We start from the raw sequence: 20,781 nt of genomic DNA on the forward strand, positions 1-20,781 counted from the left end.
ATTTGGACGCTTGCCATGTTTTCGGCCATACCCGGACAAACTTTAGGCTCGATTGACAATAAACCTAGGCACGATGCTGCTGTGGGCACAGTGTAGGAAAAGCTGGCGTCCTATGCCAGCGATCTATAAAGCCACCTCAACCTGCCCCGGTGCAGTCACCCGGGCCTTGATCACGCGGTTGGAATTGAGGTTCTTGACGCGAATCTGTTCACTCATGCCGCCGTTGGACAAGGCTTCCCCCGGCATTTTTACGTTCAGGCCGCCGCTGCTGGCGGAAATCACCACCTGGTCACCTTTGCGCACCACTTCGGCCTGTTCAAGATTGACCAGGGTAATCACCTGATCGGTGACCATTGGTCGGGTAAGTTTCTGCCCGATGGCCTGGTCGACGGACGTGAGGTAGCTCTGGGTGATCAGGCTGATGTCCCGTTCACGCATCGCAACGTCCTCATAACCAATGATTCCAGTGCGTTTCAGTGGCCGGGTAACTACGACTACGTCGCGGAACAGTTTGACCTGGGCCGGCACATACACCGTCCAGGGCGAGGCGCCTTCACAGCGCACCTTCACGGTCACGCGCCCGATGGGTTGGGCCGGGCTTTCCAGGGATGCCGTCAATTCCCTGTCGCACATGGGCATGCGCAGGCGCGGATCCAGTTGGTTGACCTGGATTTCATAGCGCCCGGGCGTCTGTGTGGTGGCCAGATAATCTTCTACAGTGAACTCAAGAAAGCCTTGAGTGACGCCGATAAGCAGATCAGGCAAGGTGACGTTATCGGCACGGGCCGGTTGGCCCGCCGCCAAGGCAAGCAACGCCATCGAGACGCAGAGCAATCTGCGGTACTGTGGGGATCGGAGGCGTCGGGAAACTGTCGTTTTGATGTCCATGGCCAATAAAAAAGCAAAGCTCGTGCCGTTTAGTGTTGGGTACGCGTCGTACCCCTAAAGTTTTAGCGTAGGAGTCTGGGCATGGCCGGTGTAATGGATTCAGTAAACCAGCGCACACAGCTGGTAGGGCAGAATCGCCTGGAGTTGCTGCTGTTCCGTCTGGACGGCAAGCAGCTTTACGGGATTAACGTCTTCAAGGTTCGGGAAGTGCTGCAGTGTCCCAAGCTGACAATAATGCCCAAGTCCAGTCCCGTGGTATGTGGTGTGGCCAACATCCGTGGCGCGACCATCCCGATTCTTGACCTGGCCATGGCCACCGGTTCGGCGGGTTTGCAGGACCGCGAAAGTCCATTCGTGATCATCACCGAGTACAACACCAAGACCCAGGGGTTCCTGGTGCGCTCGGTAGAGCGCATCGTCAACATGAACTGGGAAGAGATTCATCCGCCGCCCAAGGGCACCGGCCGCGATCACTACCTCACGGCCGTGACGCGGGTCGACAACCAGTTGGTGGAAATCATCGACGTGGAGAAAATCCTCGCCGAAGTGGCCCCGACCTCGGAGGCGATTTCGGTCGGCGTAGTAGACGCCGAGACCGCGCACAAGGCGATCTCGCTGCGGGTGCTGACGGTGGATGACTCCTCGGTGGCGCGCAAGCAGGTGTCCCGTTGCCTGCAGACGGTCGGCGTTGAAGTGGTGGCGCTCAATGACGGTCGCCAGGCCCTGGATTACCTGCGCAAGCTGGTGGATGAGGGCAAGAAGCCGGAAGAAGAATTCCTGATGATGATCTCCGACATCGAGATGCCGGAAATGGACGGCTACACCCTCACGGCCGAGATACGCAACGACCCACGCATGCAAAAACTACATATCATCCTGCATACTTCGTTGTCCGGTGTATTCAATCAGGCGATGGTCAAGAAGGTCGGTGCCGATGACTTCCTGGCCAAATTCCGTCCTGATGACCTGGCATCCCGGGTAGTCGACCGGATCAAGGCAGCAGATCACGGCTAGGGGCTTTTTCCCTGGCGGTCACACGATTTAAGAGGCGGTATCATTGTCTACGGGTAATTTGGATTTCGAACAGTTCCGGGTCTTCCTGGAAAAAGCCTGTGGCATATTGCTCGGTGAAAACAAGCAGTACCTGGTATCCAGCCGTCTCAACAAACTGATGGAGCAGCAAGGCATCAAGTCCCTCGGGGAACTGGTGCAGCGGATCCAGGGCCAGCCACGCAGCGGGCTCAAGGAGATGGTGGTCGATGCCATGACCACCAACGAAACCTTATGGTTTCGTGACACCTATCCGTTTGAAGTGCTCAAGAACAAGGTACTGCCGGAGGCGATCAAGGCCGCTCCGGGCCAGCGCCTGCGTATCTGGTCGGCGGCCTGTTCGTCGGGGCAGGAACCGTATTCGATTTCGATGTCCATCGACGAGTTCGAGCGGACCAACATGGGCCAGTTGAAGGCCGGGGCGCAAATCGTGGCCACGGACCTGTCCGGCACCATGCTCACCAACTGCAAGACCGGCGAATACGACAGCCTGGCACTGGGGCGCGGGTTGTCCCAGGAGCGCTTGCAGCGCTTCTTCGATCCCAAGGGTGCGGGGCGTTGGGCGGTGAAGGCGCCGATCAAGAGCCGGGTGGAGTTTCGCTCGTTCAACCTGCTGGACAGTTACGCCAGCCTGGGCAAGTTCGACATGGTGTTTTGCCGCAACGTGCTGATCTACTTCTCGGCCGAGGTGAAGAAAGACATTCTGTTGCGCATCCATGGCACCCTCAAGCGCGGCGGTTACCTGTTCCTTGGCGCTTCCGAGGCACTGAACGGTTTGCCGGATCATTACCAGATGGTGCAGTGCAGCCCTGGGATCATCTACCAGGCCAAGTGATGAATGCTTGAGCAAAAAGGGAGGCCTGCACAGGCCTCCCTTTTTTTATGGCCGCAAAGCGGCAAGCCTTCATTGCCGCTTTACTGGCGTTTCGCGGAAACCCTTTGCCGCTTTTCTGGCATTGCCGCCGGCAATTTCCTCGCAAACCCTTGTAATACGGGCCTCGAGAGAATTGGCATGCCGATTGCTATAACCCTGTTACGAAAAGCAGGTCAGCCCCTAAAGGTTTCCGCCATGAGCATCAGCTTCGATAAAGCGCTCGGTATCCACGAACAAGCCCTGGGCTTCCGCGCCCAGCGTGCCGAAGTCCTGGCCAACAACATTGCCAACGCCGACACCCCGAACTACAAGGCTCGGGACCTGGACTTCTCTGCTGTGCTCGCCGCCCAGCAAGACAAGACCAAGAACGGCACCTTCGCCTTGAACATGACCAACAGCCGTCATATCGAAGCGCAGGGCCTGGGCAATGGTGACGAGTCACTGCTGTATCGCACGCCGATGCAACCGTCGATCGACCAGAACACCGTGGACGCCCAGCTGGAGCAATCGGCCTACGCCGAGAACTCGGTGAACTTCCAGGCCAGCTTCACCCTGCTCAACAGCAAATTCAAAGGGCTGATGTCAGCCCTGCGTGGAGAGTAAGCCATGTCCCTCGCCAGTGTTTTCAATATTGCCGGTAGTGGCATGAGCGCCCAGACCACGCGCCTCAACACCGTCGCCAGTAACATCGCCAACGCCGAGACCGTGTCCTCGAGCATTGACCAGACCTACCGTGCCCGGCACCCGGTGTTCGCCACCATGTTTCAGGGCGGCCAAGGCGGCCAGAGCGGCAGCGGTGATTCGCTGTTCCAGAACCAGGATGCCGCAGGCCAGGGTGTGCAGGTGCTCGGTGTAGTCGAAGACCAGAGCAACCTTGAAGCCCGTTACGAGCCGAATCACCCCGCCGCGGACGCCAAAGGGTACGTGTACTACCCCAACGTCAACGTGGTCGAGGAAATGGCAGACATGATTTCCGCCAGCCGCTCGTTCCAGACCAACGCGGAAATGATGAACACCGCCAAAACCATGATGCAGAAAGTCCTGACCCTGGGTCAGTGATAAGGGGCGCCAAATAATGGCCATTGTTGATACCAGTTCGACCAACACGGCGGTCCAGGACCTTTTCAACGCCAAGGTCCAGACGTCGACAGATAACACCAGCCTCGGCGACGCGGCCAAGGCGGCGTCGGGCGACCAGTCGATGGGCAAGGATGCGTTCCTGCAATTGCTGGTGACCCAACTTAAAAACCAGGACCCGCTGTCGCCTCAGGACAACGGCGCGTTTGTGGCGCAACTGGCGCAGTTCAGCAGCCTGGAAGGTATCAACAACCTGAATGACTCGGTGAATGCGATTTCCAGCAACTTCAGCTCCTCACAGGCGCTGCAGGCTTCGTCGCTGGTGGGGCGGTCGGTCATCACCCAGACCGACAAGGCCATGGTGGACACCAGCAAGAGCATGACCGGTTCCGTGGCTGTGACGGCGGCGACGGGCAACGTCTCCGTCAAGATCACCGACAAGGATGGCAACGTCGTTCGCACCATCGACATGGGTGCCCAGAGCGCCGGCAATTCCAGCTTTGTCTGGGACGGCAAGAACGATGCGGGTGAGACGGCACCGGCCGGTACCTACACCTTCAATGCCACCACCAAGAGCGACACGGGTGACTCGGTTGCCCTGGCCACCTCGCTGCCGGCAACGGTGACCAGCGTGACCCTGGGCACGAACGGCGCCGAAATGGTGCTCAATCTGGCGGGCGGCATGGGCAGTATCAAGCTGTCGCAAATTCAGACTATCGGTACATAGAGCCGGCTAATACGGCAAAAGGAGAGAACAATGTCTTTTAATATCGGCCTTAGCGGTCTCTATGCGGCCAACAAACAGCTGGACGTGACCGGCAACAACATCGCCAACGTCGCGACCACCGGTTTCAAGTCGTCCCGTGCGGAATTCTCGGATATCTATGCGGCGTCCAAGCTGGGCACCGGCCAGAACAGCGTCGGTAACGGCGTGAACCTGGCGGCAGTGTCCCAGCAGTTCACTCAGGGTGACGTCAACAACAGCGGCGGTATCCTGGACATGGCGATCCAGGGCGGCGGCTTCTTCGTGCAGAAGGGCAGCGACGGTTCGTTGGAGTACACCCGTAACGGTTCCTTCCGTGCGGACAAGGACGGTTTCATCACCGACAACACCGGTACCGCGCGCCTGCAAGGCTACGCGGCGGACGCCGATGGCAACATCCAGAAGGGTGGCTTGACCGACCTGGCGCTCAACCTGTCGTACCTGCCGCCGAAGGCGTCGAGCAAGGTGGACTCCACCAGTAACCTGAACTCCTCCGAGACGACGATCGATCAGACTGCGCACCCGTTTGATCCGACCAAATCTGACAGCTTCACCACTCAGTATTCCACCACGCTCTACGATACGCAGGGCAACGCGCATCCGATGGTGCAGTACCTGGTGAAAACAGACTCCAACACCTGGAAGTCCTACACCCTGATCGACGGACGCAACCCTGACGGCTCGCCGATCAGCGGCACCACTCCTGACGTCAAGGCGCCTGTGGCGTCGACACTGTCGTTTGACAGCTCCGGCAAACTCTCGGGGATCGTTACCCCGCCGGCCACTGCTTCCAATACCACCCTGACCATTTCCGACTGGAAGCCGGGCGGCCTGGTGAATGGTGTGTGGACGCCTAACGGTGCCGCCGCCAATACGGACGGTATTGCCGTCAATATGTCGAACATCACTCAATTCAACTCCGCTACCTACCGCAACCCGCCGACTACCGATGGTTACGCCACCGGTCAAATCACCGGCCTGAAAATCGACGGTACGGGTGTGTTGTTCGCCACCTTCAGCAACCAGCAGAGCAAGGCCATCGGCCAGATTTCCCTGGCCAGCTTCAACAACGAGCAGGGCCTGCAGCCAAACGGCGGGACCACCTGGAAAGAAACCTTCGCCTCGGGCCAGCCTGGTTTTGACAGCCCGCAATCCGGCACCCTGGGTTCGATCGTGGCCAACTCCCTGGAGAACTCCAACGTCAACCTGACCAACGAGCTGGTGGACCTGATCAAGGCCCAGAGCAACTATCAGGCGAACGCCAAGACCATCTCCACTCAAAGCACCATCATGCAGACCATCATCCAGATGACCTGATGCTGTCGCTTTAACCCGCAATACTGAAAGAGCCCCTCGTCGAGGGGCTTTTTTTTGCCTGTCGATTGGCCAGGCTTTCACTGGAGCACATGTTTTTGGTGGAACGCCCTACGCCTTTTTTGCCACCCACGAAGCCAAGAAGGGCGACGTCAATGGGGGGGGCAGGGCATGGCGCGAGTGTTGGTTTCAAGCGGTGCTATTGGTGGGGTGAGTCACTCAGGTCTGGGGGCGCGGTCGGAGCGGCCGGGCGATTTGAAAAATAATGGTGTATCTAACGAAGAGTCAGTCAAAAAACTGCTCAGGGAGCTGGACGACGCCGAGAAGACTTCCAAGAGCCAGACCGCTCAAGACCTGCGAGACAAGCTCAATGAAGTGCGAAAGGAGATGGGTGATGAGAAATTCAAGGAAATCCTCAATAAGCTGATTGAAGAGGCTTCCGGACAGTGGCTTGAGTTTCTCAAGCAACTGCTGAAGATGTTGTTCCCGGACGCAGATGACACGCCGCCGTCCCCTGCTCAGCCACCTTCACCATCGCCAGGCGGTCGCGGCGGCGGCGGCGGCAGGGTGGACAGGAATGATTTTCCTCCCGGCGAGTCGATGAGCAACAAACCCACCACCGAAGGGGCTAACCATTTCAACTACAAGCCCGACAACAGCAATCCCGGGAAAAAGCCCAGTACCGAGAAAAACCAGCCGGGCAATATCTGGAGCGGATTCAGTCAGGGGCCGGACGGCAATTGCATCACGGTATCAGCGATAAAGGCCGCCATGATGCAGTACGGCCAGAAGCCTACAGACGTGTTCAAGGAGGTGAAGGAGAACGGCAATGGTTTCGACGTCACCATGCGCGATGGATTCAAGCTGTTCGTGTCGCAGAACGAATTGCAGCAGGCCGCTAAGCAGGCTCGTTTCAAGGGTGATGATCCGGCCATGATGACCGATGCCAACTTTATGTATGCGGCAAGCGCAAAGCGGGCGCAGATTGAAAACAACGATGGCACAGCCGGGGGCAGTTTCCAGGCGGCGATGAACAGCCTCAACGATGGTGAATACGCACGCGAGGGCCTGGACCGCTTGGGCCTGAAGGGGCGCTACAGGCCAGCGACCGATGCCGAGCTGAGAAGCAGCAAGGTGGGGACGGTGGAATACAACGGCCATTCGATGGCCGTGATCAATGGCCAGATCGAGTTGTGGGGCAAGCGCGGCGGTGTACCTCAGTCGGGTACGGCGACCGTATTGTTCTAGGCAAAAGAAAACCCCCGATACGCCATGGGCCTATCGGGGGTTTTTCAACCCTGGGTGGTTAAGCCCAGGGTGGGCTCAGCTTACTGGCAAGCTTCGCAATCCGGCTCGTCGATCGCGCAGGCTTTAGGCACTGGCGCTGGACCGGCAGGTGCGGCGAGAACCGAATCATCACCGTGGTTGCCGCCGCTGGAAACAGCGTTCAGCTTACCGGTGTTGATAGTCGATTTCTCGGTGCTGGTGGCGGCCAGGGCACGGAGGTAGTAAGTGGTTTTCAGGCCACGGTACCAAGCCATGCGGTAGGTCACGTCCAGCTTCTTGCCCGATGCGCCGGCGATGTACAGGTTCAGCGACTGAGCCTGGTCGATCCACTTCTGGCGACGGCTGGCGGCGTCGACGATCCACTTGGTGTCCACTTCGAAGGCCGTCGCGTAGAGCTCTTTGAGTTCTTGCGGGATGCGCTCGATCTGCTGCACCGAACCGTCGTAGTACTTCAGGTCGTTGATCATGACCGAGTCCCACAGGCCGCGGGCTTTCAGGTCGCGAACCAGGTACGGGTTGATCACGGTGAATTCGCCCGACAGGTTCGATTTCACATACAGGTTCTGGTAGGTCGGTTCGATCGACTGCGACACGCCGGTGATGTTGGCGATGGTGGCGGTCGGTGCGATGGCCATGATGTTGGAGTTACGAATGCCTTTCTGCACACGGGCACGTACCGGCGCCCAGTCCAGGGATTCGTTCAGGTCAACGTCGATGTACTTCTGGCCACGTTGCTCGATCAGGATCTGTTGCGAATCCAGCGGCAGGATGCCTTTGGACCACAGCGAACCCTGGAACGTCTCGTAGGCACCGCGCTCGTCGGCCAGGTCGCAGGAAGCCTGGATCGCGTAGTAGCTGACCGCTTCCATGGACTTGTCGGCGAACTCGACCGCAGCGTCCGAACCGTAAGGAATGTGCTGCAGGTACAAAGCGTCCTGGAAGCCCATGATGCCCAGGCCAACCGGACGGTGCTTGAAGTTGGAGTTCTGCGCTTGTGGCACCGAGTAGTAGTTGATGTCGATAACGTTATCGAGCATGCGAACGGCGGTGTTCACGGTGCGTGCAAGCTTTACGGTGTCCAGCTTGCCGTTGACGATGTGGTTCGGCAGGTTGATCGAGCCCAGGTTGCAAACGGCGATCTCGTCCTTGTTGGTGTTCAAGGTGATCTCGGTGCACAGGTTCGAGCTGTGGACCACGCCCACGTGCTGCTGCGGGCTGCGCAGGTTGCACGGGTCTTTGAAGGTCAGCCATGGGTGGCCGGTTTCAAACAGCATGGAGAGCATTTTGCGCCACAGGTCTTTGGCCTGGATGGTCTTGAACAGCTTGATCTTGCCCGGGTACTGGGACAGGGCTTCGTAGTACTCGTAACGCTCTTCGAAGGCCTTGCCGGTCAGGTCGTGCAGGTCCGGTACTTCGGATGGCGAGAACAGGGTCCACGGGCCGTCATCGAAGACACGCTTCATGAACAGGTCAGGGATCCAGTTGGCGGTGTTCATGTCGTGGGTACGACGACGGTCATCACCGGTGTTCTTGCGCAGCTCGATGAACTCTTCAATGTCCATGTGCCAGGTTTCCAGGTAGGCACACACAGCGCCTTTGCGCTTGCCACCCTGGTTAACTGCAACGGCGGTGTCGTTCACTACTTTCAGGAACGGTACAACGCCCTGGGACTTGCCGTTGGTGCCCTTGATGTACGAACCCAGTGCACGCACCGGCGTCCAGTCGTTACCCAGGCCGCCGGCGAATTTGGACAACATGGCGTTGTCGTGGATCGCGTGGTAGATGCCCGACAGGTCATCCGGCACGGTGGTCAGGTAGCAGCTGGACAGCTGTGGACGCAGGGTACCGGCGTTGAACAGGGTCGGGGTCGACGACATGTAGTCGAAGGACGACAACAGGTTGTAGAACTCGATGGCACGGTCTTCTTTCTGCTTCTCTTCGATCGCCAGGCCCATGGCCACGCGCATGAAGAACACCTGCGGCAGTTCGAAGCGGATACCGTCCTTGTGGATGAAGTAACGGTCGTACAGGGTTTGCAGGCCCAGGTAGGTGAACTGCTGGTCGCGCTCGTGGTTGATCGCCTTGCCGAGTTTTTCCAGGTCGAAGGTGGCCAGGACCGGGTTCAGCAATTCGAATTCGATACCCTTGGCGATGTAGGCCGGCAGGGCCTTGGCGTACAGGTCGGCCATCTCGTGGTGAGTGGCGCTGTCGGCGACGTTCAGGAAGCCCAGGCCTTCGGCACGCAGGGTGTCCATCAGCAGGCGCGCGGTCACGAACGAGTAGTTCGGCTCACGTTCAACCAGGGTACGGGCGGTCATCACCAGGGCGGTGTTGACGTCGGTCAGGGCCACGCCGTCGTACAGGTTCTTCAGGGTTTCGCGCTGGATCAGGTCACCATCGACTTCTTCCAGGCCTTCGCAGGCCTCGGTGATGATGGTGTTCAGGCGGCCCAGGTCCAGCGGTGCAAACGTACCGTCGGCCAGGGTGATGCGGATCGACGGGTGCGCTTGTACGGCGGCTTCTTCGGCCGGGGAGCGTACGGCACGTTCCTTGGCGCGCGAGTCACGGTAGATCACGTAGTCGCGGGCAACTTTCTGCTCGCCGGCACGCATCAGGGCCAGTTCGACCTGGTCCTGGATTTCTTCGATGTGGATGGTGCCGCCCGATGGCATGCGACGCTTGAAGGTGGCGGTGACCTGTTCGGTCAGGCGCGCAACAGTGTCGTGGATGCGCGACGAGGCAGCAGCGGTGCCGCCTTCAACTGCAAGAAACGCTTTGGTGATGGCGACGGTGATTTTGTCATCGGTGTAAGGAACGACAGTGCCGTTACGCTTGATCACACGCAGTTGGCCGGGCGCGGTGGCGGACAGATCCAGGTTCGAATCAGCGGCCTGCGGCACGGAGCCTTGCGGGTTCTCGCGAGTTGTGTCGGTTTGCATGGGGGGTTGTCTCCACATTCTATATTTATTTGGGCACCATCACGGTGCCCACCGTTCCGTCCTGAAGCACTTACAACAGGCCTGGGCCTGGCATAACAACTTCGGGACAGGAGGAAGGGAGCTGTTCGCGCCGCTTCCATGCCGAAGTCTTCGGTTACAAGCCTGGGGGCTCTTTACCGTATTCCTGGTGGGTGACAGTTTCGTACTGCAACACCCGTACCGTTTTCGCCTGATCGGGGCTGAAAACGGCTGCCATCCGCGTGCGCGGTTTGGTCTTGCGAAAAAGGCTTAAGTTCAACCAAACAGGAGCAAGAAAGGACTTGAGTTTCTTGTCTGATTTGTGTTTGGTCTTTTCGCTGAAAACCCTACATGTAGGGTTTTTTTGGCGACGACCTACAAGATAATGCGTTTTGGGGGGTATGGCAACGCACTACCTGTGGATAACGCTGTGGGTAAAATGTGTATGAAACGTGGAACAGGCGTGTAGGCCGCAGTACTGCTGCATTGCACCGTTTGTCACCGGATATTCCGAGGTAAAAACATCCGGTTGAATTTTTGCGGGCGCGAACCCTATCACAAAAAAACACCATCTCCGAACCCATTTGCGCGCTTGTGCTACAGGGCTGACCCATGGCTACAATCGTCCCTTAGTCACGCGATAGCTTGTTCACTCCACATGACAACTGTAGGAGCGATCTTGCGCGCGAAGGACGCCAACAATAATGAGAACCGAGGTAAAGCATGGAGCAAGAAGCCTGGCAGGTCTTGATTGTCGAGGACGACGAACGACTGGCTGAGTTGACCCGTGACTACCTGGAGGGCAACGGCCTGCGGGTGTCGGTGGAAGGCAACGGCGCCCTCGCGGCAGCGCGGATCATCGCCGAACAGCCGGACCTGGTGATCCTCGACCTGATGCTGCCCGGCGAAGACGGCCTGAGCATCTGCCGCAAGGTGCGCGAGCGCTACGATGGCGTGATCCTGATGCTGACCGCGCGCACCGACGACATGGACCAGGTGCTCGGCCTGGACATGGGCGCCGACGACTACGTGTGCAAACCCGTGCGCCCACGCCTGTTGCTGGCGCGGATCCAGGCCCTGCTGCGGCGCAGTGAAAGCGTCGAACCAGCCACCCCCGAAAAACAGCGGCGCCTGCAATTTGGCCCGCTGGTGGTGGACAACGCCCTGCGTGAAGCCTGGCTGCACGAAGGCGGCATCGAACTGACCAGCGCCGAGTTCGACCTGCTGTGGCTGCTGGTGGCGAATGCCGGGCGGATCCTGTCCCGGGAAGAAATCTTTACCGCCTTGCGTGGCATTGGCTATGACGGCCAGGACCGCTCCATCGACGTGCGCATCTCGCGGATCCGCCCGAAAATCGGCGACGACCCGATCCACCCGCGCCTGATCAAGACCATTCGCAGCAAAGGCTACCTGTTCGTCCCCGAAGCTGCCGCTGACCTGCGCCCGTGAACTCGATCTTCCTGCGCATCTACGGCGGCATGTGCGCGGCGCTGATTCTGGTGGCGTTGCTCGGCGTGCTGGCCTTGCACCTGCTCAATGAAGTGCGCAGCGGCCAGTACCGCGAGCGCCTGGCCCACGGCACTTTCGCGCTGATGGGCGACAACCTGCAACCCATGAGCGCCATCGAGCGCCGCCGCGCCCTGGCGGTGTGGGAGCGCTTGCTGGGCATCCCGCTGGAATTGCAGACGGTGGCCGAGGCGCACCTGGACCTGAGCCAGCGCACCCGCCTGCAACGCGGGCAAGTATTGGTGGAGCAAACCGGGCCTCACGCGGCCAGGGTGCTGCGGCTGGTCAGCGACCAGGAGCAACTGTTGCTCACCGGCGAAGTGCAGCAAATCAGCGAACAACTGGCCCGTGCGACTATTTACCTGCTGGCCGATGAACTGGTGCGCTTCCCGGTGGCCGAGCAACCGCAAAAACTCGCGGACTTGAAAGAGGCCAAGGGCTTTGGTTTCGAGATGCACCTGATGATGCTCGATCAGGCGGACATGGATGACGACCAGCGCCGGCGCGTGTCGGAGGGCGATACGGTGATGGCCCTGGGCAAGGGCGGTGATTCGATCCGGGTGTTTGCCGGGATGGTCGGTACGCCGTGGGTCCTGGAAATCGGCCCGCTGTACCAGATGAACCCGTACCCGGCGCAATGGCTGATCCTGATCGCGCTGATCAGCCTGACCCTGATTGGCTTGATCGTCTATTTATTGGTGCGCCAATTGGAGCGGCGCTTGAGCGGCCTGGAAGCCGCCGCCACACGCATCGCCAAAGGCAGCCTGGAAGTGCGCGTGCCGGCCCGGGGCGCCGATTCGGTCGGCCGCCTGGCCGCAGCGTTTAATGGCATGGCCGAACACCTGCAACGCCTGCTGGCAATCCAGCGCGAACTGGTGCGTGCGGTGTCCCACGAGCTGCGCACGCCGGTGGCGCGCCTGCGGTTCGGCCTGGAGATGATCGGTGACGCGGCCACCCCTGAAGCACGGCGCAAGTACATGGAAGGCATGGACAGTGACATCCAGGACCTCGACGGGCTGGTGGACGAAATGCTCACCTACGCGCGGCTGGAGCAGGGTTCGCCGGCGCTGAATTTTCAGCGGGTCGACCTTAGCGCCTTGCTCGATCAGGTGATTGACGAGCTGTCGCCGTTGCGCCCGGAGATCAACGTGGCGCGGGGCATCTGCCTGTCATCGGCCCATTGGGACGATGCCTGGGTGGACGCTGAGCCGCGCTACCTGCACCGTGCCCTGCAAAACCTGGTGAGCAACGCCATGCGCCATGCCCAGGGGCAGGTGCTGATCAGTTACCAGGTGGGCCAGGTGCGTTGCCGCATCGACGTGGAAGACGACGGGCCGGGCGTGCCGGAAAGTGCCTGGGAGCGGATCTTCACACCGTTCCTGCGCCTGGACGACAGCCGCACCCGTGCGTCGGGCGGGCATGGGTTGGGATTGTCGATTGTGCGGCGGATCATCTATTGGCACGGCGGTCGGGCGTTGATCAGCAAGAGCAACAACCTGGGTGGCGCGTGTTTCAGCCTGAGTTGGCCGCGAGACCAGGAGAAACCCTGAAGCCCCGTGTCAAACATGCTTTTTTGTGGCGAGGAAGCTTGCTCCCGTTGGGCTGCGCAGCAGCCCCAAAATCAGGCGCTGACGGCCACCAAACTCAATAACTGCCCCCCATCCACCGCAAACTGCGCCTCCAGCTCCTTGCCATGGCACCACTCGGCGGACAAGTCCGTCAGCAACCGCAGCCGCGCATGGCCGGTATCCGACCATTCCAGCAACTCGGCATGTTCAAAATAAAAGCGCTTCTGCACGATCGGGTAAAGCGCCTTGAACAGGCTCTCCTTCGCCGAAAACGTCAACGTCACCACCTGCGCAATCTGCTCCCGCGGCCCGGCGGCCATGCGCTGCAATTCATCCGGTGTCAGGATTTCCCCGGCCAGGCGCTCCGCCCGCTCCAGGCTCAGCAGGTTTTCCAGGTCCATGCCCAGCCCGCGCCATTGGGCTTTGTGGGCGACGATGGCCGCCGCATGGCCGGTGCTGTGGGTGATCGACCCACTGATGTGGGCCGGCCAGACCGGCGCGCGGTCCTCGCCAATCGCCGGCACGCAATCCAGCCCGTCGAGCTGATGCAGCGCGGCACGGGCACACACGCGACCGGCAAGAAACTCCGCCTGCCGCTTGGCCACCGAACGCTGGATGCTCGCGGGCGGCGGCACGGCGCTGCGCTGGAAGTCGCCGATGGCCAGCAGGGCCGGGTCAAACCGGGTGCTCAGCAATACCGTACCAGGGAGGGCAATGGGTAGCGGCCAATGGGCATCAAGTGGGGTGCAGCAAGCGGGTAGGGAGTTCATGCCGGGTATTTTGCCGAGTTGGAGGGCCGCTGGATAGCCTGCGCCCGGGGATACGTAAATAACTCTTTACACAGTAGCCGGCCTCGGTTCAGCCCAGGTTCAGAGAGTGTTCAGGGGGAGTTCAGGGGGGGCTGCGTAGTCTGGCCCTGTACCCAAAGCCAAAGCGTGTGAGGTAGCACCATGACTGCGATCAAGAAGCTGATGTTGGCGTTAACCATGCTCAGTGCCACTGCTGGCGTGCAGGCCTCTGACGCGAGCTTCGCGGGTTTCTCCAAAGAGAAGAGCAAAAAGCCCTACAGCCTGCTTCAGCGGGTGAGCTTCGAAGATGCCGGCGAACAGGCTGCGCCTTGGGGCCAGTCCCTGGGCCAGTACACCCCGCATTCGGACTATCGCGTGGGCAATCAAAACCTGTCAGGTCACTTCAACGGCAGTAAACTGCGCCAGCAAGACCTGCAAGGCCGCTATGATATACCCCAGTCGGAAAGTTGATTTGCCTTGGAGAGCTTTATGAAATTGCTGGTTGTCGAAGATGAGGCGTTGCTGCGTCATCACCTGTTGACCCGCCTTACCGACAGCGGTCACGTGGTCGAGGCCGTTGCCAACGCCGAAGAGGCGCTGTACCAGACCGGGCAATTCAACCACGACCTGGCGATCATCGACCTCGGCCTGCCCGGCATGGGCGGCCTGGACCTGATCCGCCAATTGCGCGCCCAGGCCAAAACGTTTCCGATCCTGATCCTGACCGCCCGCGGCAACTGGCAGGACAAGGTCGAAGGCCTGGCCGCCGGTGCCGACGACTACGTGGTCAAGCCGTTCCAGTTCGAAGAGCTGGAAGCGCGGATGAACGCATTGCTGCGCCGCTCCAGCGGGTTTACCCAGTCGACCATCGTCGCCGGGCCGTTGCTGCTGGACCTCAATCGCAAGCAGGCGTCCCTCGACGAACAGCCTCTGGCGCTCACGGCGTACGAATACCGCATCCTCGAATACCTGATGCGTCACCATCAGCAAGTGGTCGCCAAGGACCGCCTGATGGAACAGCTCTACCCCGATGACGACGAGCGTGATCCGAACGTCATCGAAGTGCTGGTGGGCCGCCTGCGCCGCAAGCTGGAAGGCCCGGCCGGGTTCAAGCCGATCGACACCGTGCGTGGCCTGGGCTACCTGTTTAATGAGCGCTGCCGTTGATTCGCTCGTTACGTGTACGGTTGATGCTCGCGGCCACCACCCTGGCCGTGCTGTTTATGCTGGCCTTGTTGCCGGCCATGCAGGGCGCCTTCAGCCTGGCCCTGCAGGACTCCATCGAGCAGCGCCTGGCGTCGGATGTCACGACGCTGATTTCGGCTGCCCGGGTCGAAAACAATCGCCTGCTGATGCCCGCACAACTGCCGGATGAGCGCTTCAACCTCACCGACAGCCGCCTGCTGGGCTACATCTATGACCGCGAAGGCCATCTGGTCTGGCGTTCTCGTGCCACCCAGGAAGAAAACATCAACTACAAGCCGCGCTATGACGGGCGCGGCAACGAGTTCGCACGGATTCGCGAGGCCAACGGCCAGGAGTTTTTTGTCTATGACGTCGAGGTCAAGCTGCTGGGCGGCAAGAGCGCGGCGTTCAGTATCGTGGCCCTGCAACCGGTGCGCGAATACCAACTGACCCTCGAAGGCCTGCGGGAAAACCTCTACCTGGGTTTCGGCGCCGCCTTGCTGGTGTTGCTCACCCTGTTGTGGCTGGGCCTGACCTGGGGCCTGCAAGCGCTGCGCCGGCTGAGCCAGGAACTGGATGAGATCGAAGGCGGCACCCGGGAAAGCCTCAGCGAGCAACACCCCCGCGAACTGCTGCGCCTGACCGGTTCCCTCAACCGCTTGCTCCACAGCGAGCGTGAGCAACGCACCCGTTACCGCGATTCCCTGGACGACCTGGCCCACAGCCTGAAAACCCCGTTGGCGGTGCTGCAGGGCGTGAGCGAAGACATGGCCCAGCGCCCCGAAGACCGGGACCAGGCCTGGGTGCTGCAATCGCAGATCGAGCGCATGAGCCAGCAGATCAGCTACCAGTTGCAACGTGCCAGCCTGCGTAAAAGCGGCCTGGTGCGTCACCAGGTACGGCTGGAGCCCGTGCTGCAAAGCCTGTGCGACACCCTGGACAAGGTCTACCGCGACAAAGGCGTGAAGGTGGCTTTTGATTTGCCGGAAGAGTGCGACGTGCCGATCGAGAAGGGCGCTTTGCTGGAACTGCTCGGCAACCTGCTGGAAAACGCCTACCGCCTGTGCCTGAGCGAAGTGCGCATCAGCTTGCAGGAAAGCCTGGAAGGCACCGAGCTGTGCATCGAAGACGACGGCCCCGGCGTGCCACCGGACCAGCGTGCGCGAATCCTGCAAAGGGGCGAGCGGCTCGACCGCCAGCATCCGGGGCAGGGGATTGGCCTGGCGGTGGTCAAGGACATCATTGAAAGCTACAGCGCACGGCTGACCCTTGGGGATTCACCCTTGGGTGGCGCGGCGTTCAAGATTCACTTTCCGGCTGCTTGAATGCATCCAGGCTCAGTGAGCTTCCTGTGGCGAGGGAGCTTGCTCCCGTTGGGGCGCGAAGCGGCCCTCAAACCTGCCACCCAGTTCTCACAGGAATACACCGTTGGCTGCTTTGGGTCTGCTGCGCAGACCAACGGGAGCAAGCTCCCTCGCCACACATTTTGCATTCGCCTTCAGGTTTCCTGTGCTCTATAGGCCCCCGGCGTCAGCCCGGTCCACTTCTTGAACGCCCGATGAAACGCCGACGGTTCGGAAAACCCCAACTGCTCGGCGATTTCCTGCAACGACAAATCCGCCCGTCCCAAATGATAAATCGCAATGTCCCGGCGCAACTCATCCTTGAGTGCCTGAAAGCTGGTGCCTTCCTCCCGCAAGTGCCGACGCAAGGTCTGCGGGCTGATATGCAGGTGCTGGGCGACAGCTTCCAGGTCGGGCCAGGGCGTGCGGTCGCGGCTCAATAGACGCCGCAATTGGCTGCTCAAGCTGTCGCCTTCATCCGGCCGCGACAGCAGGTCGGCCGGTGAACGCTCAAGGAAGTGCTTGAGGGTGCGCTCGTCCTGCAACAGCGGCAGGCTCAGGTAGCGGCTGGGAAACACCAGGCTGCTGGTGGGCGCTGCAAATATCTGCGGGCAGGGGAACAGCAGGTCGTATTCGGTGGCATGGGGCGGCATCGGGTAGCTGAACGTGGCCTGGTCCAGGCGGATGCGCTGGCCAATCAGCCAACTGCCGAGGCGATGCCAGATCACCAGCAGGCATTCGCTGAGGAAGTGATCCGGGTCCCAGAGCTGCGAATCATCCAGGCTCAAGCGGGCCATTTCGCCTTCACGCGTCAGGCGCCAGCGCGGACCCTGCGGGAATAGGCTATAAAATAATAAGCCGCGTTCCAGAGCCTTCTCCAGGGTGCGGCAATGGATCAGCGCGTGGCACATCATGGCGAAGGTGCCGCGCTTGCTCGGGCCTTCGGCGAAACCCAGGTATTCGTCATCCAGCGCCAGCCACAGCATCTGCAGCAAACGCGTGAATTGCTCCGGGGCGATGCGGGCGCGGGGTTCGCTCAGTAGTTCCGGGGTAATGCCCACTTGCTGCAGCAGGCCCGAATAGTCATAGCCGGCCCGGCGTGCACCGCCGAGCGCGGCCCGGGCGTAGTGACTGGCGATGGTACGTTCACGCATAGAGGCCTCGTCCATTGAGTGGCGGATGTTAGCCACACCGGGCGAGTGCAACAAGGCGGATATCCGCCAAATTGTAGGACGGGATTGGGCAGCCAGGCGGAAATCCGCCACTGCCTGCAGGTGGAGCCTGAAGCTGAAAATACCCCGAGCGCTGATGTCTAAAGGCCTTCAGCGGTTTTCAAGGAAAGTGGCACGACGCTTGCGATAGGAGACGCAGATCTGCCGTGCGCAGCTCGCAAAAAACAAATCCCTCCAGTGCAGGAGGGTTCGCAATTCAAGTGTCGTGGGCAATGGCGGATATTTGCCACACGGGACGATTGAGGAACTTTGCAATGACGACTCGTCAGCCACTGTACAAATCCCTGTATTTCCAGGTGATCGTTGCAATCGTTATCGGTATTTTGCTCGGTCACTTCTACCCGCAGACCGGCGTGGCCCTCAAGCCACTGGGTGACGGCTTTATCAAGCTGATCAAAATGGTCATCGCCCCGATCATCTTCTGCACCGTTGTCAGCGGCATCGCTGGCATGCAAAGCATGAAATCGGTCGGCAAAACCGGCGGCTACGCGCTGCTGTACTTCGAAATCGTTTCCACCATCGCCCTGCTGATCGGCCTGGTCGTGGTCAACGTTGTGCAACCGGGCGCCGGCATGCACATCGACGTGGCTACCCTGGACGCCTCTAAAGTCGCTGCCTACGTGACTGCCGGTGCCGACCAGAGCATCGTTGGCTTCCTGCTGAACGTGATCCCGAACACCATCGTCGGCGCATTCGCCACCGGTGACATCCTGCAAGTGCTGATGTTCTCGGTGATCTTCGGTTTCGCCCTGCATCGCCTGGGTGCCTACGGCAAGCCGGTGCTGGACTTCATCGATCGCTTCGCCCACGTGATGTTCAACATCATCAACATGATCATGAAGCTCGCGCCACTGGGTGCCCTGGGCGCCATGGCGTTCACCATCGGTGCCTACGGCGTAGGTTCGCTGGTGCAGCTGGGTCAGCTGATGATCTGCTTCTACATCACCTGCATCCTGTTCGTGTTGATCGTGCTGGGTGGCATCTGCCGCGCTCACGGCTTCAGCGTCCTGAAACTGATCCGCTACATCCGTGAAGAACTGTTGATCGTACTGGGTACTTCCTCGTCCGAATCCGCACTGCCACGCATGCTGATCAAGATGGAACGCCTGGGCGCCAAGAAGTCGGTAGTGGGTCTGGTTATCCCGACTGGCTACTCCTTCAACCTGGACGGTACTTCGATCTACCTGACCATGGCTGCCGTGTTCATCGCCCAGGCGACTGACACCCACATGGACATCACCCACCAGATCACCCTGTTGCTGGTTCTGCTGCTGTCCTCCAAGGGCGCGGCTGGCGTCACCGGTTCGGGCTTCATCGTACTGGCCGCGACCCTGTCGGCTGTCGGCCACCTGCCGGTTGCCGGCCTGGCGCTGATCCTGGGTATCGACCGCTTCATGTCCGAAGCCCGCGCACTGACCAACCTGGTCGGCAACGCCGTTGCCACTCTGGTTGTGGCCAAGTGGGTGAAGGAACTGGACGAAGACAAGCTGCAAGTCGAACTGGCTTCCGGTGGTCGCGGTATCTCCGAGACCCGTGAAGAAGACGACCTGGGCGTGGCCGAAGGCCCGACCCCAACCGCCGTCAAGTAAGGCTGCACCGTTTGTGAAAAACCCATCTTCGGATGGGTTTTTTTATGCCTGTGCAAAACCACAACGGTCACTCCCGATGATGGTTTATGTGATTGCCGCTTGGGCTCAGGTTTGCCTACTCTGTGAGCTATCGAACCGGAATCGGAGTCTTCATGTCAGGTCCCTTGGCGTCCCTCAAAGTACTGGATTTCTCCACCTTGCTGCCGGGGCCGTTCGCCTCGTTGCTGCTGGCCGACATGGGCGCCGAGGTGCTGCGCATCGAATCCCCCACCCGCATGGACCTGCTGCGGGTATTGCCGCCACACGACCAGGGCGTGTCGGCCAGCCATGCCTATCTCAGCCGCAACAAGCGCAGCCTGGCCCTGGACCTCAAGCAGGCCGAGGCCGTGGCGATCGTGCGGCAACTGGTGGCGGACTACGACATCGTCCTGGAGCAGTTTCGCCCTGGGGTCATGGAGCGCCTGGGCCTGGGCTACGAGGCGTTGAAGGCGATCAACCCGAAGCTGATCTATGTCTCCATCACCGGCTACGGCCAGACCGGCCCCTACAAGGACCGCGCCGGCCATGACATCAACTACCTGGCCCTGGCCGGTATCGCCAGCTACACCGGGCGCCAGGACAGCGGGCCGTTGCCCCTTGGCGTGCAGTTGGCAGACGTGGGCGGCGGCTCGTTGCACGCGGTGATCGGCTTGCTGGCGGCGGTGATCGCCCGGCAGCAGAGTGGAGTGGGGCAGTACCTGGACGTGAGCATGACCGATTGCGCCTTCAGCCTGAATGCCATGGCGGGTGCGGGTTACCTGGCCTGCGGTGTGGAACCGGCGTGGGAGAACCAGGTGCTCAATGGCGGCAGCTTCTATGACTATTACCGCTCGCGTGAGGGGCGCTGGTTGTCGGTGGGCAGCCTGGAACCGGCCTTTATGCAGCAGTTGTGTACAGCGCTTGGGCGCCCAGAGTTGGCGGCGCAGGGGTTGTCGCCCAAGCCTGAGCAGCAGAAAGCCCTCAAGCTGGCATTGCAGGTCGAGTTCGAGAAACGCAGTTTTGATGACCTGTGTGCATTGTTTGCCGGGATTGATGCGTGTGTCGAACCGGTGTTGAGTTTGAGCGAGGCTGTCGAGCACCCACAGTTGAAAGCCCGGGAGTTGGTCAGCCAGGTACCGCGGGGCGATGGTTCCAGCCAGGCGCAAATGGCCTGCCCGCTGAAGTTTTCCGAGGGTTTGCCGGCGGCCAGGCACATTGGCGCGGCGGTGGGCGCTCACAGCGATGAAGTGCTGGCTGAGTTGGGATTCAGTGTTCAGCGGATAGACGATCTGCGGCGTGCCAAAGTGATTCAGTAGTGCTTGGGCTGACGCCATCGCAGGCA

The 20,781-nt window shown here is 60.4% G+C and carries 18 protein-coding genes; 14 read left to right on the forward strand and 4 right to left on the reverse strand.

Annotated features, from left to right (window positions below):
• Positions 1–123: 123 nt before the first annotated feature.
• Entirely contained in the window at positions 124–888 is a 765-nt protein-coding gene (gene flgA, locus HX875_RS09030; protein ID WP_177042925.1) for a flagellar basal body P-ring formation chaperone FlgA, read from the reverse strand.
• A gap of 81 nt (positions 889–969) precedes the next feature.
• Here flgA and HX875_RS09035 point away from each other — a divergent pair, with 81 nt between their 5' ends.
• From HX875_RS09035 to HX875_RS09065, 7 genes are all read left to right on the forward strand, one after another.
• Positions 970–1,902 (forward strand): chemotaxis protein CheV, encoded by a 933-nt coding sequence (locus HX875_RS09035; RefSeq protein WP_003214250.1) that lies wholly within the window; start codon positions 970–972, stop codon positions 1,900–1,902.
• 43 nt (positions 1,903–1,945) lie between these two features.
• A complete protein-coding gene (cheR, locus tag HX875_RS09040) occupies positions 1,946–2,773 on the forward strand; it encodes a protein-glutamate O-methyltransferase CheR (protein WP_177008427.1) in 828 nt (275 codons plus the stop codon).
• A 234-nt stretch (positions 2,774–3,007) separates the two neighbouring features.
• A complete protein-coding gene (gene flgB, locus HX875_RS09045) occupies positions 3,008–3,415 on the forward strand; it encodes a flagellar basal body rod protein FlgB (RefSeq protein ID WP_003214246.1) in 408 nt (135 codons plus the stop codon).
• 3 nt (positions 3,416–3,418) lie between these two features.
• A complete protein-coding gene (gene flgC, locus HX875_RS09050) occupies positions 3,419–3,871 on the forward strand; it encodes a flagellar basal body rod protein FlgC (RefSeq protein WP_177042926.1) in 453 nt (150 codons plus the stop codon).
• Between the two features lie 16 nt (positions 3,872–3,887).
• Positions 3,888–4,616, forward strand: a complete 729-nt coding sequence (gene flgD / locus HX875_RS09055; protein WP_177042927.1) for a flagellar hook assembly protein FlgD — start codon at positions 3,888–3,890, stop codon at positions 4,614–4,616.
• 30 nt (positions 4,617–4,646) lie between these two features.
• Positions 4,647–5,969, forward strand: coding sequence for a flagellar hook protein FlgE (gene flgE / locus HX875_RS09060; protein WP_177042928.1), 1,323 nt, complete (start codon positions 4,647–4,649; stop codon positions 5,967–5,969).
• A 168-nt stretch (positions 5,970–6,137) separates the two neighbouring features.
• Positions 6,138–7,214: a hypothetical protein gene (locus HX875_RS09065; protein ID WP_177042929.1), complete on the forward strand. Its 1,077-nt coding sequence runs from the start codon at positions 6,138–6,140 to the stop codon at positions 7,212–7,214.
• Between the two features lie 80 nt (positions 7,215–7,294).
• Here the strand turns inward: HX875_RS09065 and HX875_RS09070 are convergent, their stop codons facing one another.
• Positions 7,295–10,192 carry a ribonucleoside-diphosphate reductase subunit alpha gene (locus HX875_RS09070; RefSeq protein WP_177042930.1) on the reverse strand — a complete coding sequence of 966 codons (2,898 nt, stop codon included), beginning with the start codon at positions 10,190–10,192 and terminating at the stop codon, positions 7,295–7,297.
• 741 nt (positions 10,193–10,933) lie between these two features.
• Between HX875_RS09070 and HX875_RS09075 the strand changes: the two genes are divergently transcribed.
• Together HX875_RS09075 and HX875_RS09080 are read left to right on the forward strand one after the other, a co-directional pair.
• Entirely contained in the window at positions 10,934–11,659 is a 726-nt protein-coding gene (locus tag HX875_RS09075; RefSeq protein ID WP_177042931.1) for a response regulator, read from the forward strand.
• On the forward strand, positions 11,656–13,266 hold the full coding sequence (locus tag HX875_RS09080) for an ATP-binding protein (RefSeq protein WP_177042932.1): 1,611 nt from the start codon (positions 11,656–11,658) through the stop codon (positions 13,264–13,266). The genes HX875_RS09075 and HX875_RS09080 overlap by 4 nt, the downstream gene beginning before the upstream one ends.
• A gap of 71 nt (positions 13,267–13,337) precedes the next feature.
• On the opposite strand, the gene HX875_RS09085 is transcribed toward HX875_RS09080, so the two are convergent.
• Positions 13,338–14,054, reverse strand: a complete 717-nt coding sequence (locus HX875_RS09085) for a 4'-phosphopantetheinyl transferase family protein (protein ID WP_177042933.1) — start codon at positions 14,052–14,054, stop codon at positions 13,338–13,340.
• A 180-nt stretch (positions 14,055–14,234) separates the two neighbouring features.
• Between HX875_RS09085 and HX875_RS09090 the strand changes: the two genes are divergently transcribed.
• From HX875_RS09090 to HX875_RS09100, 3 genes are read left to right on the forward strand one after another with little or no spacing between them, the layout of a single operon-like run.
• On the forward strand, positions 14,235–14,543 hold the full coding sequence (locus HX875_RS09090; protein WP_177042934.1) for a hypothetical protein: 309 nt from the start codon (positions 14,235–14,237) through the stop codon (positions 14,541–14,543).
• An 18-nt stretch (positions 14,544–14,561) separates the two neighbouring features.
• Entirely contained in the window at positions 14,562–15,239 is a 678-nt protein-coding gene (locus tag HX875_RS09095; RefSeq protein WP_003214228.1) for a response regulator transcription factor, read from the forward strand.
• Positions 15,236–16,582, forward strand: a complete 1,347-nt coding sequence (locus HX875_RS09100; RefSeq protein ID WP_177042935.1) for an ATP-binding protein — start codon at positions 15,236–15,238, stop codon at positions 16,580–16,582. The genes HX875_RS09095 and HX875_RS09100 overlap by 4 nt, the downstream gene beginning before the upstream one ends.
• Positions 16,583–16,755: 173 nt before the next feature.
• Here HX875_RS09100 and HX875_RS09105 read toward each other — a convergent pair whose 3' ends face one another.
• Positions 16,756–17,754, reverse strand: coding sequence for an AraC family transcriptional regulator (locus HX875_RS09105; protein WP_177042936.1), 999 nt, complete (start codon positions 17,752–17,754; stop codon positions 16,756–16,758).
• Positions 17,755–18,086: 332 nt separating this feature from the next.
• On the opposite strand from HX875_RS09105, the gene HX875_RS09110 reads away from it, so the two are divergent.
• Entirely contained in the window at positions 18,087–19,421 is a 1,335-nt protein-coding gene (locus HX875_RS09110) for a dicarboxylate/amino acid:cation symporter (protein ID WP_010165794.1), read from the forward strand.
• A gap of 152 nt (positions 19,422–19,573) precedes the next feature.
• Positions 19,574–20,755, forward strand: coding sequence for a CaiB/BaiF CoA transferase family protein (locus HX875_RS09115; RefSeq protein WP_177042937.1), 1,182 nt, complete (start codon positions 19,574–19,576; stop codon positions 20,753–20,755).
• Positions 20,756–20,781: the final 26 nt, after the last annotated feature.

The sequence above is a fragment of the Pseudomonas yamanorum genome (genome assembly GCF_013386765.1).
GTDB classification, from domain to species: Bacteria; Pseudomonadota; Gammaproteobacteria; order Pseudomonadales; family Pseudomonadaceae; genus Aquipseudomonas; species Aquipseudomonas yamanorum_A.